The following is a 14,472-nucleotide window of genomic DNA, read 5'->3' as shown; positions in this document are numbered from 1 at the left end:
TGTATAACACTAAAAAATTTATGGAAATTCGTCATACCTGGCAGAGTACCTTCAGGTACAATCGAAACAGGAGACCTTCTAAAAAAACTTTCACATGCCCTTTTAGTGCCTACTGTAAGATAGCAGCATTGTAGATGCCTTCCCTAAACTAAATTCTATAGTGTTGGCATAATTCTGATTGACGTTTAACTTCCACTTTCAAGGAGGTGCTTTCAGACGGTACGGAAGATTTTGTTTTAAGTTTATAACTAGAAATTATACGTAGCTGAGATGCTGCTATGGGCGTTTCTAGAGCCAAATTAGTTGTAGCCAAGTTAGCTTTACTCTATACTCATCATGTCTGGATCGCACAATAGGAACAGAGAAGAATGAAAGCATGCAAAAGCGGTAGGAAAACTCAAATATTATGTTCTCTTACGGCTTTTTAATTTCATGCATTTTAAACTGCTTAAGTAGCTGTTTGTAGGTTTGCGAAAATGCCTCTTGTGATTTCTATGGCTTTCTTAGATACAAGCCTTGCTAGTCCGCGGGTTTTGCCAACCATATTGGGGTAAATCATTCTGCGGACATCCACGCAGTAGACAGGCTTGCCGGAGATATCCGCAATTTGCTGCGCCTGCCACAAAGAACTTTCTATGAACAGCAAGCTGTCGTACTTTAGGTACACCGATGCTTTAAATCCTCCATAGTTGTTGGCCTTCTGCCTGGCCTCTTTGGTAGGTAAGTCCAACATCACAAGTTTATCATACTGGATGTTGTTTTTGGCTAACCATGCCTCTGTAAGCGCACGATAGCGTTCAAGGCGGTTTGTAACAATAACGCCAATTTTCCTGCTTGGGCGGGAGTAAGGCTCTACATTACAAAGGAAGTGCTCATAGTTGGGCCCGTCATCGTTCTCCTCTTCGGTGGGGTCTTTACACAACACCCCGTCAATATCAACACAGCAGTTTTCCAGCAGGTCGTGGTGCATCATGTTCCATTCGAAAATGCGGGGGCCAGGGCAAAGATCGAAATAGAAGTCTAACTTATCGGCAGTTTCGGGAGCTGCAAATATAGCTGCGTATACTATTTCTTTATCAGGATAAAGCCCGCTTAGCTTTTCCTTTACTGCCTTTATTGAATTTCCAGACCATACACTGTCTTCGATAACGAGGATTTTCTTGTATGCTTCAAAAGGCTTGACATAGCTTTTCATCCGGCTGCCCGACTGCAGTATCCGGCCCTCCGAAAAGCCTTCCACATCGGTAAAAGGCAGGTTAATATGAAGTGCCAGTAAGTTTGCAGCCAATAATCCGCTTCTGGGCACTCCCACAATAAGATCCGTTCCTAAGGGCACCTTGGAAATATTTGTAGCTATACAGTTGTTTAAATCTTCAATAGACCTGTAATTCATTTGTTTTTTAATTTGCTATATAAACCAATACAATATCTTCATACTATGGAGAAGAAGCAATCTCTTAGCTTTTGAAAATTGTATCCATTTTAGATATAATGAGTATTTATAAAATTGTTCATTTCTTGTCAAAATATGCCTCCGGCTTGTAAAGCCTTGCTAAAACAGAAAATATGCAGGGAAAATTCTGCTATACAACAAGCCTGGTTGATTGTATAATCTAAAGTTACCGTAGCTTATACTTAATTATTTTAAATGGGTTTAGTTATTTTTAGAAGCAGTATCTTTTAAAAACAAAATATTCTATATTATAATGCATATATTTAAGGTAAAATCTCTTTTTACAGGATATAAATCACTGTTTGTCAGTTGTTAGGGAAATCAAAAAGAAAAACATCCATGTCTGTACTTTTGTAGGCATCTACTTGCTTTCCCATTGTAGAAAGTTTCTTTACAATGCGCTTACCATCCTTTATCTCCTGCCCAAATACATCGTTCGGAGCTTCTATCTCTCCTATGTTGGCACCCATTATTTTATTTAAAACCAACCATGCGCGGTTATAGCTGGCCATAGCTTTGAAATCAGGCTCCAGGTTTCTTAAATATTCCGATGCATTCTTCGATGTTAGCCTTACATCTTTTCCCTCTATCACCTTAAATTTAAAACCATACACCTCCTTATAATACCTGTACTCTGGCAGGGCGTTCCAGCTGATGTACACTACATCCTGTTCCTTAGCCCTCTCATGTACATAGAGCAGGGCATCGCGCAGGTGCCAGTGCTTTCGGCCTCCGAAAAGCTCGGTATTGTGCACTTGCCTGGCAGAGGCATGTAAGGGAGCCAACAGGATTAGGAAAGGAATAATGTATTGCCATCCTGCATGGGCAGGAAATAAAGCAGCGATTTTTTGAGTGCCAAGTGCGATAATTAAAATCAATGCCGGAGCTAAGAACACGACCAGTCGCTCATAAAAAGGATAGAGTTCAAGGCCGGAAGCCAGCAGCGCCAGGCAAACAGGAAAAAGCAGCACCATGAAAGTTGTTTTGTTATTTCTGAACAGCACAAGCAGACCCGTAGCAAGAAACGCAACAGGAATAACAGGCACACGAAGTAGTGTCTCCAAAAGCTTGCTGCCTGTATGTAGCGTGCTGAAGTTCCATAGAAGGCCCAGGGGATAGTCTAATATCAGAAACACCTGAGCGAAAAACCATTTGAAATCTTCGGCTGACGAAGGGGGAAAAGGCATAAAGGATTCCCGTATTCTGAACCAATGCACGAGCCATTCCGACTCTGCGTGTTTATAGGTTAACATGAAGAAGTTGATTGCAAAACTGACAAGCCACATAGAAAAAGGTATGACAGAATAAAATAATGCCTTCCAGTTCTTCTTCAGAAGGTAAGTAAGGCAAACTCCAAATGCCATACCAGCCAGTATAAAGATAACAGCATAAGAAAACCACACAAGTATAGCACCCCAGATACCCCAGCTTAATAAATGGGGCATCGTGAACTTACCGTGATAGCGTGTATATAAGAGCAGTGCCAGCGTTGTAGCCAGTACTGCAGAGCCATACTGTTTCACCTCCACAGCATGATAGACAAGGGGAGGTGCCAGAGCCAGCATGCCAAGCGCCACTGCCACTCCCACAGGTTTTAAAAAGAAGCGGGCAACAGACCTGAACGCAAAGAGAGAGGCAATTCCGCAGATTAAAGGAAACAGCCGGAGAGCCATTTCTCCTTTCCCAAAGACCATTACCGCCAACCGGACCATCCAAAGAAAACCAATGGGTGCTTTCTGTTCATACTCCAGGGGCGGAGAGGCGAGTTGCATAAAGTCCATTTTGACCAGGCTGGAAGCGAGGTAAATCTCATCAATCCACAGAGACCGGTTATCAAAGAAATGGAAAACCCTCAAAAAGACACCGAGTGCTATAAAAATCCATGTCACGGTAGCCCAGGGAATCGAGCCGTGGTTTACAAAGAAGGAGGTAGTGTTTTCTGACTCAGAAAGAGGTGGCTGTTGCCTTGTAGAAGTTAGTTGGGTAAGCATGAATTGTGCAGAGTTTAGTTCATGAAAACAATGTGTTTCTTTGTAAAGTAGTTGAATACTGCCACCAAGCCTATGGCCATTATCTTTCCTGCATACACGTGCAGTTCCACCTGTTCTATAAAGCTCCAGACCAGGTACTGGTTCAGGGCAACGCCAATAGCCGACAAAAGAACAAACATAGCGAACTCCACTTTACCGGAATACCTCCCTCTTTTGAAGATAAACCTGCAGGAGATTAAATAGTTGAGCACCACGGCTACTATGAGCGAAGCCATGTTAGCGTGGAGATACTCTAGTTCCAAGCGGTGTACCAGCAGGGCAAACAGCAGGAATTCCACAGCCGCGCATAAACCTCCTACAATAAGAAACTTAACTACCTGGCTCTTATGTGCTCTTCTTATAAAGGACATTTTCGATGTGAATTTGATTTGGAAGCATATTTATTTTTGGTTTAATAGGTACGTGTAAAGATGAATAATATTCATACTAATACTTAATTTAATATTATTAGGTTATATATATACTAAAATAGTTTATTATTTATATATATAGGTTTTGCATGTAAAAAAAATCAGTTAAATAATATTTGTATAAAGTTCAAACAAAAACTGATTTCTCCCCGTACTTGAACTCCATACTCATTTTTTTGGACACAAAAAAGACTAAATCCTTCTATTCTTGTTGTTTAAGCATATTGAGGCAGAAAAAGTTAAAATAATAAGCACAAATTTTATAATTCCTTATGCAGCATGAGCAAACTTCAGGTTTAGATTGGGGAGGCGTGAAAGCGGTTATTTTTGATGTAGACGGAACGCTTTATGATCAGTCAAAACTGAGAAAGAAGATGCTGTTCGCTCTTCTGAATTATTATACCTGGCGGCCGTGGCGAATAAAAGAGATGATGATGCTCTCGCACTTCAGGGATGAGCGGGAGAGAAGGGCAGGGCATGGATGCCTGGATCTGGAGCACGCGCAGTATGTCTGGTGTGCAGAAAAAAAAGGCTACAGCGTGAATGAAATCAGGGAAGTGGTAGAGCGCTGGATATTCCAGCATCCTATTCGCTACCTGGCAGGCTGCATGTATCCCGGTACACAGGAGCTATTTAACATGCTCCGGCAGCATAACATTAAAATAGCCATTTACTCTGATTATAAGGCGCATGACAAGCTTAATGCAATGGGCCTTGCCGCCGACCTGGTGGTTAGTTCTACTGACCCGGAAGTGAACCAGTTAAAACCAGATCCCAAAGGGCTACTTTATGTTGTAGACCAGTTAGGATTCGCCCCGGCCGACTGCCTGTTTATTGGCGACCGGCAGGAGATGGATGGGGAATGTGCACTGCGGGCAAATATGCCATATCTGATCATCGACAAGAAGCCTTTCAGGCAATTTGACTTTTTCGCTAACCTAACACATACACTAACCTATAATTCACTAGAACATGGAACCCAATATTCCACGCACTAATACTGTCAATGCCTCACAGGGCCCTTATGTGACGCAGCAACCGCCTGTGATACCTGCCTCCCTGACAGACTACATCGCTATAGCCCGTCCTGATAATTGGGTAAAAAATGTATTCATGGTCCCGGGAATGTTATTTGCCTACATTGTCTATCAAACGCCCCTGGACCTGACACTGTTTTCCAGAATTATGATAGGTTTAATGAGTACCTGTCTCATTGCTTCGGCCAACTATGTAATAAATGAGTACCTGGACGCTGAGTTCGATAAGTTCCACCCGTTAAAGAAAAAGCGCACTTCTGTTGTGCGTGTCGTAAACCCTGTACTGGTATATACTGAGTATGCTGCGCTGGCGGCAATCGGCCTTTCGCTGGCCTACATTATCTCCATGCAGTTTCTGATTATTTCTGCCTTTCTTCTTGTAATGGGCTTCATTTATAATGTAAAGCCTTTCCGTAGCAAAGACAGAGTTTACCTGGATGTACTGTCAGAATCTGTTAACAACCCTATCCGCTTCGCATTAGGTTGGTTCATCTTTACGCCTGTGGTGGCGCTGCCACAGAGTGCCTGGGACATCGTATGGCTCACATTACCACCTACCAGCATCATCATTGCTTACTGGATGGGGGGAGCGTTCCTAATGGCTACCAAACGCTTTGCCGAGTACCGCCTCATAGAAAATCCTGAGCTGGCAGGTCTTTACCGTAAGTCATTCAAATACTACACAGAGAACAGCCTTTTGATCTCGATGTTCTTTTACGCCCTCACTTCTGCGTTCTTCCTGGGCATCTTTCTGGTTAAAAACAGGCTGGAACTGCTCATTAGTTTTCCATTTTTTGCCCTTCTTTTTGCCTGGTACCTTAGAATAGGCTTACTGAAGGACTCACCGGTGCAGGGATCTGAGAAACTTTACACCCGAAAGTGGTTTATGCTCTATGTCGTCTTTTTTGCGGCATTACTGGTTACGCTCATGTTTGTGGACATTGAATGGCTTAAGTGGTTTTTAAGGCACACAACCTTCAGTTAATCGGTTGCATGGTAATGTATGCTGATTCTGTAGATTGGTAAGCACAGGCAGAACATGGTTGCTGTCATGCCTTTAAAAGGTAATAATGAATCGAATGTAAAAGGTATAGCCGCAAAAGAATCTTACCTGGTTTATTGCTTGCCAGGTTGTAGCATATTTTTCTTTAGCAGCCTTTAGGTCGCATTTTATATTTTTTATTGCTGTTGCTTAAAGAAGGCATCTTTGATAATAGCGACACGTTAATAGTTTTAAGCAATTCGTGTATGAGCAGTGTAACGAGGGGATAAACAGAACCCGCTATCACTCTTAGATTTTAAATTATTGTATCTATTTTTTATTCCTTGTTTTTATGTCAAAGCTGACAAAATTGCTGAAGCACCTGATACCACACAAGCTCGAAAGAACACTTCGAACGTATAGGGATATAAACTTAAGGAACTACAATGATACTGCGCTCCCCGAAGAAATTTATAAACAGGATCATTATTACTCCATATCGTTCTGTTCAACCTGTATGAACCGGCTTTTTCACCTGAGGCATACATTAGAAAAAAATATTCAAAACAATAGAAGTTATCCAAACATAGAGTTTGTCCTGATAGACTATAACTCCCAGGATGGCTTAGAAGACTATGTTAAAGAAAATTGGTCTCATTATATTGAACAGGGCGTTCTAAATTATTACAAGACATTCCAGCCTCAGACCTTTCATGCCTCTAAGGCAAAAAACCTCTCACATGCTTTGGCAAAGGGAGACATTGTCTGTAATGTGGATGGTGATAATTTCACGGGTAAAGATCTTGCCTATTATATAAACTATCTATATAATCAGCACGGCGAAAACAACATCTTTCAGTTTCATAAGCCTCCGTTCTGGGGCACAGTAGGGAGGTTGACTTTCTTTAAAGAAGCGTTCATGAGGTTAGGGGGGTATGATGAGGATTTACTTCCTATCGGCCACGAGGACCTCGACCTTGTGAACAGAGGCAGGGAAATAGGACTTGAGTTTAAACAGGAGAAACAGGAGAATTTCCTGCGATATTTAAGTAATACTACTTTAGAAAAATCAATTAATTGTACAGCGGAACCCAAAAACTACTATGAACTTGAAGGGGCCAACAGGATACAGTCTAACAACAATATTAAAAACGGCATACTAACGGCAAATGCGGGAGGTATGGAAAACTTTATTATTTACAAAAATTTTAGTGAGGAGGCTCTTAATTCAAAAGACTTGATCATGAAGCACGGTAAATCCATGCCTGTGTAATTAGCTTTCGCGGTGCTGAGGTAGGAGTAATAAATGTAGATGCCAGCTAATCTGCACCAACCGGGATACTTACTGCAGAGAATATATAATCTCGCCAACAGGGGTGCCCAAATATCTTTTCCCCTTAATTCAAATCTTAAATTTTTGCTACATAGGTACTTAAGAATATTTGGCAGTTTATTATCAAATGGGCGTAACATCAATCAATGATGTTGCGTTTGAAGGGTATCTTTACAAAAACGCTATTATTTTGGTTTTTTGTCTAAAATGAGCGACGACAAATTTTCTGTTTTTGTAACAACAGCAGTTTTCCAAGAGCTTTGCCTGAGTTCATAACATCATATTCATTATAGAATACTCAATGTTGAGACTTAAAGCAGCTGCCTCACTGAATGCATTCAGAAATGCCGAGAAGCGCGTGCAAGAGGGATGTTTTGCCTCATCTGATACTTGCTGAGGGTGGTTTATACACCGAAGGCCTGTCTCGTGAATACTTATTATTACTTGACTTACATATGGATTACATTAAAATCAATAGCATGAAAAGTATCTTTTTGAAGTTCCTTTATGTGGTAGCTTCAGTAAAGTATTCCCATATCGAAAGAAATTACAGGTACCATATCCGCGATAACTACTTTTGCAGAATAAATCAGATTAAGTATTTTTTTCGGGATTATGTAAAGAAAGAAAATTATAAAGTAACCGATTTCAGGGGAGAGTTTGACCAGGAATTGCGGTATGTTATTCCGTTTGCCTATTGGCACCACCTGAACGGTACACTGAAGAAGACCATATCCTGCAAGAATACCAAGGAACTATACTTTTTTAGTGAGAATCATGAGGAGAGGTACCAGGAGCGGGAGTGGGAAACCTCCTATGCGCAGTACGAGTTCCCAAACATGACACACAGCGCTTCTTTCAGTTTTCTTAAATGGCGAAAAGTCCCGTACAAACAGCATTACAAGAACGATATTTTCGTTTATGACAAGCCCCTGCTTGTGATTGCCAACAAATATAATGTAGAATGGGATAAGCCGCCCCTGAACTTTCTGAGTATTGATGACCTTGATAACATTATAAGTACCTACGGCCACAAATATCAGATAATCTATAACAGGCCTCTGTCTACCCACATCGTCTCAGACAATAGCGAGACGCTTGATCTGAATGAGCACTCCTGGCTGAGGGAAAAGTATCCGGAAGTTCTTTTGATGAATGATTTGTACGAGGCCCACACGTCTATCGTAAATAACTTCAATCACCTGCAGTTAATGATATATGCCAACTGCGACCGGTTTATTTCCATGCATGGTGGCACCGCTGCGTTTGCAAGTTGCTTTGGTGGAACCAATGTTATCCTCTCCAAAGGGAAGCCAATGGAGGTGCACCTGAATGAGTTTGCCACTATTTTCCCTGCCCTGTCCGGAGCCAAAATTCTTCACGCCAACAACAAGGAATCTTTATTTAACTACCTGAAGAAGAGCCTCTAAAAGAGGTTCTAAGCGATTTTATATGAGAGGCTGCTACACCTTATTTGGCTAGCAACCTCTTTTCTGTTTTAAGCGTGAAACAACTGCTGCATGCTGTAAGATAGTTGCAGTCCGGTGACAGAGATAGTATGTTCTGGCTCAAATAAAGCTGGAACAAATATTTTCTATTTTTTCCCATTCCGATTTTATGTAGTGCTTTGAGTGCCGTTCCTTCAGTAAGCCCGTCTTGCTGTGTGAGCAATAGTATATTCAAACCTGCATAATTAAAGCAATTTTGTAATAGGCAATGCCTTGTTGACTGGTGCTTTCTGATACCCGTTCCGTCTTTGTAACAGTTTTTGTTGTAGTCTAAGCTTTGTCAACCTAAGGCAATGGGTTTTTATACAACCAGTTAAACAAGCGCTTACGACCTAATATTCTGTTTGCTTAAAGTATTTTTCAGCCCTGAAGCATCTACAAGGGCAAATTCATTCTGTGTCTAAACTTATTTTGGAGGTATGTCGTATCTGAACTTCATTGACTTAAACTATAATAATTATTATAATTTTATGGCTTTTTCTTTTTGTTAAAAATCCAGACGGATTTGATACAGTAGAAATAAGCTTCAATGCTTAGCGTTTTTATTTTTAGCCGCTCCTCAGGAGCTTTAAGATTACCTGTTTCTTTTATGCATAGAGCATAAAACTGAAAATCTTGATTAAGAACCAGCTTTTACTATAACCTAAAGTTCACCCGAATTGAAAAATGCTACCTACGACCTGGTGATGGTCGGCTCCAGCTTTGCTGCTACCTTTTTTCTTAAAAAATACCTGAGCAAAGCACCACGCACTGCAAAAGTATTAGTGCTGGAAAGAGGTTTTCTTTTTCCGCACGCGGAACGAGTGAAAGAGAGGAGGGGAGAGGAAACGCCTTATGCCAAACTCAATCCTGATTGGCACCAGACGCAGGAGACAATAGAGAATCTGACGCCTGAAAAGAGATGGATTTACACGTTGGGCTTTGGGGGCAGCTCTAACTGCTGGTTTGGCTGTACCCCCCGCTTTTTGCCGAACGATTTCAGGATGAAAACCCTCTACGGTGTAGGAAACGATTGGCCACTGCAGTACGAGGACCTGGAACCTTACTATACAGAGACGGAGGAAATGATGTCTATTTCCGGTCCGGAAACAACGCCTTTTCCTAAAACCAGTGCCTACCCGCAACCGCCGCATTTGTTTACAGACGTAGACAGGCTGCTGCAGAAGCGATATCAAAACCAATATATTAACCAACCTACTGCCCGTGCGAGAGTGGCCGCAAACGGCAGAAACGCATGCTGTGCCAGTGCAGTGTGTAGTATATGTCCGGTGAATGCCAAATTCACCATCGAAAATTCGAACATGGGTGTTTATGAGGACCCAAGGGTGGAGCTAGTTTTCGGGGCGCAGGTGTATAGTTTGGAGCTTGAGCGGGACATCGTTCGCAAAGTATTCTTCAGGCAGGAGGGTAAAGAATTAAGTGCCTCCGGAGAGGTAGTGGCCCTGGGAGCCAATAGTATTTTCAACGCACACATCCTCTTGAATGCAGGCGATAAAAACCCTTCAACAGGAAAAGGCCTTGGAGAGCAAATTGGTCTTGACGCAAGAGTCTACTTGAAAGACTTGAAAAACCTGGGCGGGAGTACCTGGGTAAATGCAAATGGCTACATGCTTTATGACGGGGACCACCGCCGGGATTATGCCGCCTGTCTGATGGAATCAAGTAATCATCCTTTTATCCGGATGGAAAAAGGAAAGTGGCGTGATATTGCCTCCTTCCGAATGGTATTTGAAGACTTACCTGACCCACAAAACTATGTGGCTCCATCTGATGACATCTTAAAGCCACGGGTGAATTATGCAGGGCCTACTGCCTATGCTTTGAAAGGAATAGAAAACATGAAGCAGAACCTGCACAAAGTTCTGGACTGCCTGCCGGTTGAGAGAATCGAATTTGATGAGCCGCATAATTCAGAAGCTCATATTCTGGGCACTACACGCATGAGTGCCAGCCCGGCAGAAGGGGTGGTGGACAAGTATCTGCTGCATCATCAGTACCGGAATCTTTTTGTATTAGGAAGCGGGGCCTTCACCACTTTTACACCAGCCAACCCAACCTTAACGCTATCTGCTTTGTCTTTGTATGCTGCTGATAAAAGCTTTTAAATTGAAACTATGAACAGAAGGCTCTTTTTAAAATTAACTGGTGCAGGCGCTGCACTGGCCGCTTTGCCGGGAATGGGTTTTATGTATACCTCTTACAGCAAAGCAGCCAGAGGCCTCATTCTTCAGGAACTGGATTACCTGGCTTTGGATATAAAAGGGGTAGAGCGGTTTGTGCAGGACTATGCCAAAGGTAAAAGCGACAATTACCTGTTGAAAGTAAGAGGCCTTTACCTGCTGAGGTCTTCTGCCAGCAAGTCGAAGGTAGTGGAGGAGCTTGTGAAAGATTACCTTTTGGCAACAGATTTCTTCAGGAACAGAATGGATGAAAGCAAGCCCGTCATGTACCTGGGCCTTTATGACCCCTACAAAACACCTTGCGCCAATCCCTTTTCATCCGTTTACTATCCTCCTTTGGCTACTTAGCACGCCTGTTACCTGTTTTCATGCTCCTTTATAGCGCATAGCTATACCTATACCTATTCTAATGTTTTGCCCTTAACATTATTGGTTCACGATGATCATTAATAAAGTTCTGCCAGCAGATGGCCTTTCGTTAGGCGATCCTGATGTGGTCACTCCAAAGAAGCTGCACTTTCAAATATTCTGCAGCTTATGGGCCATAGCCACTCTCTTTCATATGGCACAATCCAGTGCTTTTGATGCCAGGCTGCACTATGTGCTGTTAACCATTGCCGTTGCCAGTGTGCTCTACCGGCCTTCTTCCATTCCGCGGTTTGTCATGTTGATTGCCTTGCAGTTAGGCGATGTGTTTTATAAAATGCCGGCTCTCAGTAACCACTGGATTTTTACAGCACTGGTTGATTTAACTATTCTCCATGCTTTGCTCTACCTGATAATTAAGCATAGAAGCTTCCGGATCAGGCAAGAGGATCTCCTCAATACCTTTGCCCCCTTTGTGCGTGTGGAAGTAATCATTCTGTACTTTTTTGTTACTTTTCATAAACTCAATGAAGACTTCTTTTCGCCGATCGGGAGTTGTGCAGCATTTTTCCTTCAGGCACAGAACTCGAGAGGTTTTTTTAGCTTAACGCCTGAATTTCTGGCATTGAATGCCTACTTCACAATCTTTGTAGAATCTCTTATTCCTGTCATGCTTTGTTTCAGGCGGACTCGTATTTGGGGTATACTGATAGGGTTGGTTTTCCACTGTATCATAGCCTATAACCCTCTGAATGGCTTCTACGACTTTTCCTCCATGATTTTTGCTGTTTATTTTCTCTTTACATCGCCACAGTTCGGCAACAGCGTGGCGGCGAAGTGGGCTCAGGTTAAAGAGCAGCTGAAAGGTATCAGGGAAAGGGCAGAAACCTACAGTTTTAGCAAGGTTGTTTTAGCTGCAGTGTGCTTTGCAGGTGTTGTGCTGACTTCTGTCGTGCTCACGAAACGAGTGGATGACTTTCATCTTTTTTTCTTCTGGACTGGCTTCAGCTTTGTCTACATCCTCTTGTTTTTCAGGTATATGGCAGGTAGAAGCGAGCGATCTCATTTGCCTAACCGTTATTCCCTATCTATTCCTCACTGGTCCTTTCTCATTATCCCCTTACTAGTTTTTATAAATGGCGGCAGCCCTTATTTAGGATTGAAAACTGAGAGTTCATTTGCCATGTTTTCAAATCTTAAAACTGAAGGCGGAGTGACAAATCATTTTATTGTGCCAGCTGGCGTTCAGGTTTTCGACTTTCAGAAGGACATGGTTGAAGTAGTAAGTTCTTCTGATAAAGAGTTGCAGGCACTGGCTGCTAACAGGAAGCTGATGGCATACTTTGAATTTAAGGATTATGTAGCCAGTAATAAACCTCAATTTGTGGAGTATATTCGTAAAGGAAAACAGTATACGTTCAATCTTGCAGAAGCAAATCATACGCATGAGTTGATGAGCCAGAATCCATACTTACTCAGGAGGCTGCTCAGTTTCCGTGAAATAAATAAGTACGATCCGCAGCCATGTTACCATTAAAATGGTTATCAAATTAAAAACATAACTTTGTACTGTTTCTTTTTCTGAAAGGAACAGTTACTTTTTACCTATATAATTATTTTCATTGAATAAGCGAGATTTTGATGCTGTTGTAGTAGGTTCTGGTCCAAACGGGCTGGCAGCTGCCATAACAATGCAGGAGGCAGGGCTGTCTGTTTTACTGCTGGAAGCGAAGGACACTATAGGAGGAGGTTTACGAACAGCGGAGCTTACCTTACCAGGTTACCTGCACGACATTTGCTCTGCTATCCATCCACTGGCAGCGGAGTCTCCTTATTTCAAAACGCTTTCTTTAGCAGCGCATGGCCTGGAGTATATTTATCCTGCGGTGTCGGCTGCTCACCCCTTTGATAACGGAACAGCTGCTATCTTGAGCAAATCGATAGCAGAAACCGCTCAGTTGCTTGGTGATGATGGAAAGTCATACCAGCAGCTGATTCAGCCTTTGGTGAATGACTGGCCTGATATAGCGAAGGCAGCTTTAGGCCCGCTACGTATTCCAAACCACCCTGTGGCCATGGGCAAGTTTGGCTTGAATGCACTTCAATCAGCCGTTTTCCTGGCGAATTATCGCTTTAAAACGAAAGAAGCACGAGGCTTATGGGCAGGTATGGCGGCACATTCTATACAACCTTTAACGAATACCGCTACATCCGCCATTGGACTGGTGCTGATGGCCATGGGGCACATCAAAGGGTGGCCCATGCCTAAAGGCGGGTCGCAGGGCATTGCCACTGCGCTGGCTTCTTATTTTGTGTCGTTAGGAGGGAAAATAGAAACGGGTTTTCCGGTAAGTTCCTTAAAGCAGCTGCCTTCCTCGCATGCCGTTCTGTTTGATGTGACACCAAAACAGCTGTTGCAGATTGCAGGGCATAAGTTTTCTTCCCTTTATAAGTGGCAACTGGAGCGCTACCGCTATGGTATGGGGGTATTTAAGGTAGACTGGGCGCTTGATGGCCCTATACCCTTTACAGCACCTGATTGTATGCGTGCAGGCACTGTGCACCTAGGTAATACGCTGGAAGAGGTTGCTGCTTCAGAGCATGTGACCTCAAAAGGTGGCCACCCTGAAAAGCCTTTTGTTTTGCTGGCGCAGCAAAGCCTCTTTGACCCCACCCGGGCACCTGCCGGTAAACAGACTGCCTGGGCTTATTGTCATGTTCCGAATGGTTCAGAAGTGGATATGACAGAAGCTATTGAAAAACAGGTGGAGCGGTTTGCGCCCGGTTTCCGCGACCGGATTCTGGCAAGGCATGTAATGAACACTTCGGAGATGGAAGCCTACAATGCAAACTATATCGGTGGAGACATCAATGGGGGAATCATAGATGTGGCGCAGCTCTTTACAAGGCCTGCGCTGCGGCTGTCACCATATAAAACATCTGCCAAAGGTCTTTACATCTGTTCCTCTTCCACGCCCCCTGGAGGCGGCGTACATGGTATGTGCGGGTATCATGCTGCCCGACGCGCTTTAACTGACGTATTCAATCTCCGCGCAAAGAGCCTTTGAGAATAAGACGTCAAAGCCGCCTCTATTTGTCTAAGAGTTTGGAAGGTACTCACCAGTAAATGTAATCAGGTGCTGCCGGGCTTC

At 43.0% G+C, this 14,472-nt stretch carries 11 protein-coding genes; 8 read left to right on the top strand and 3 right to left on the bottom strand.

Annotation, left to right across the window (positions count from 1 at the left end; genetic code table 11):
* Nucleotides 1-448: 448 nt before the first annotated feature.
* From DXT99_RS02650 to DXT99_RS02640, 3 genes are all read right to left on the bottom strand, one after another.
* On the bottom strand, nt 449-1,393 hold the full coding sequence (locus DXT99_RS02650) for a phosphoribosyltransferase family protein (RefSeq protein ID WP_115563976.1): 945 nt from the start codon (nt 1,391-1,393) through the stop codon (nt 449-451).
* 365 nt (nt 1,394-1,758) lie between these two features.
* Nucleotides 1,759-3,444, bottom strand: coding sequence for a glycosyltransferase family 39 protein (locus DXT99_RS02645; RefSeq protein WP_115563975.1), 1,686 nt, complete (start codon nt 3,442-3,444; stop codon nt 1,759-1,761).
* 14 nt (nt 3,445-3,458) lie between these two features.
* Nucleotides 3,459-3,854 carry a GtrA family protein gene (locus DXT99_RS02640; RefSeq protein WP_115563974.1) on the bottom strand — a complete coding sequence of 132 codons (396 nt, stop codon included), beginning with the start codon at nt 3,852-3,854 and terminating at the stop codon, nt 3,459-3,461.
* 332 nt (nt 3,855-4,186) lie between these two features.
* Here DXT99_RS02640 and DXT99_RS02635 point away from each other — a divergent pair, with 332 nt between their 5' ends.
* The 8 genes from DXT99_RS02635 (at nt 4,187) to DXT99_RS02600 (ending at nt 14,388) form a co-directional block, all read left to right on the top strand.
* Entirely contained in the window at nt 4,187-4,912 is a 726-nt protein-coding gene (locus DXT99_RS02635) for an HAD family hydrolase (RefSeq protein WP_115563973.1), read from the top strand.
* A complete protein-coding gene (locus DXT99_RS02630; protein WP_115563972.1) occupies nt 4,887-5,936 on the top strand; it encodes a UbiA prenyltransferase family protein in 1,050 nt (349 codons plus the stop codon). The genes DXT99_RS02635 and DXT99_RS02630 overlap by 26 nt, the downstream gene beginning before the upstream one ends.
* A gap of 349 nt (nt 5,937-6,285) precedes the next feature.
* Nucleotides 6,286-7,206 (top strand): glycosyltransferase family A protein, encoded by a 921-nt coding sequence (locus DXT99_RS02625; RefSeq protein WP_115563971.1) that lies wholly within the window; start codon nt 6,286-6,288, stop codon nt 7,204-7,206.
* Between the two features lie 539 nt (nt 7,207-7,745).
* A complete protein-coding gene (locus DXT99_RS02620; protein ID WP_115563970.1) occupies nt 7,746-8,696 on the top strand; it encodes a hypothetical protein in 951 nt (316 codons plus the stop codon).
* A 737-nt stretch (nt 8,697-9,433) separates the two neighbouring features.
* Complete coding sequence (locus DXT99_RS02615; RefSeq protein ID WP_115563969.1) at nt 9,434-10,879, top strand: GMC oxidoreductase; 1,446 nt, start codon at nt 9,434-9,436, stop codon at nt 10,877-10,879.
* 9 nt (nt 10,880-10,888) lie between these two features.
* Nucleotides 10,889-11,302, top strand: coding sequence for a twin-arginine translocation signal domain-containing protein (locus DXT99_RS02610; protein ID WP_115563968.1), 414 nt, complete (start codon nt 10,889-10,891; stop codon nt 11,300-11,302).
* Nucleotides 11,303-11,393: 91 nt separating this feature from the next.
* Complete coding sequence (locus DXT99_RS02605) at nt 11,394-12,857, top strand: HTTM domain-containing protein (RefSeq protein ID WP_115563967.1); 1,464 nt, start codon at nt 11,394-11,396, stop codon at nt 12,855-12,857.
* 85 nt (nt 12,858-12,942) lie between these two features.
* On the top strand, nt 12,943-14,388 hold the full coding sequence (locus tag DXT99_RS02600; RefSeq protein WP_115563966.1) for a phytoene desaturase family protein: 1,446 nt from the start codon (nt 12,943-12,945) through the stop codon (nt 14,386-14,388).
* Nucleotides 14,389-14,472: the final 84 nt, after the last annotated feature.

This window comes from Pontibacter diazotrophicus, from assembly GCF_003367245.1.
GTDB classification, from domain to species: domain Bacteria; phylum Bacteroidota; class Bacteroidia; order Cytophagales; family Hymenobacteraceae; genus Pontibacter; species Pontibacter diazotrophicus.
This window is presented reverse-complemented; position numbering and strand designations above follow the sequence as displayed.

Excerpts from the sequence above, each read along its gene's own strand:
- DXT99_RS02650 (WP_115563976.1), bottom strand. The coding sequence starts at position 1,393 with ATGAATTACAGGTCTATTGAAGATTTAAACAACTGTATAGCTACAAAT.
- DXT99_RS02645 (WP_115563975.1), bottom strand. The coding sequence starts at position 3,444 with ATGCTTACCCAACTAACTTCTACAAGGCAACAGCCACCTCTTTCTGAG.
- DXT99_RS02640 (WP_115563974.1), bottom strand. The coding sequence starts at position 3,854 with ATGTCCTTTATAAGAAGAGCACATAAGAGCCAGGTAGTTAAGTTTCTT.
- DXT99_RS02635 (WP_115563973.1), top strand. The coding sequence starts at position 4,187 with ATGCAGCATGAGCAAACTTCAGGTTTAGATTGGGGAGGCGTGAAAGCG.
- DXT99_RS02630 (WP_115563972.1), top strand. The coding sequence starts at position 4,887 with ATGGAACCCAATATTCCACGCACTAATACTGTCAATGCCTCACAGGGC.
- DXT99_RS02625 (WP_115563971.1), top strand. The coding sequence starts at position 6,286 with ATGTCAAAGCTGACAAAATTGCTGAAGCACCTGATACCACACAAGCTC.
- DXT99_RS02620 (WP_115563970.1), top strand. The coding sequence starts at position 7,746 with ATGAAAAGTATCTTTTTGAAGTTCCTTTATGTGGTAGCTTCAGTAAAG.
- DXT99_RS02610 (WP_115563968.1), top strand. The coding sequence starts at position 10,889 with ATGAACAGAAGGCTCTTTTTAAAATTAACTGGTGCAGGCGCTGCACTG.
- DXT99_RS02605 (WP_115563967.1), top strand. The coding sequence starts at position 11,394 with ATGATCATTAATAAAGTTCTGCCAGCAGATGGCCTTTCGTTAGGCGAT.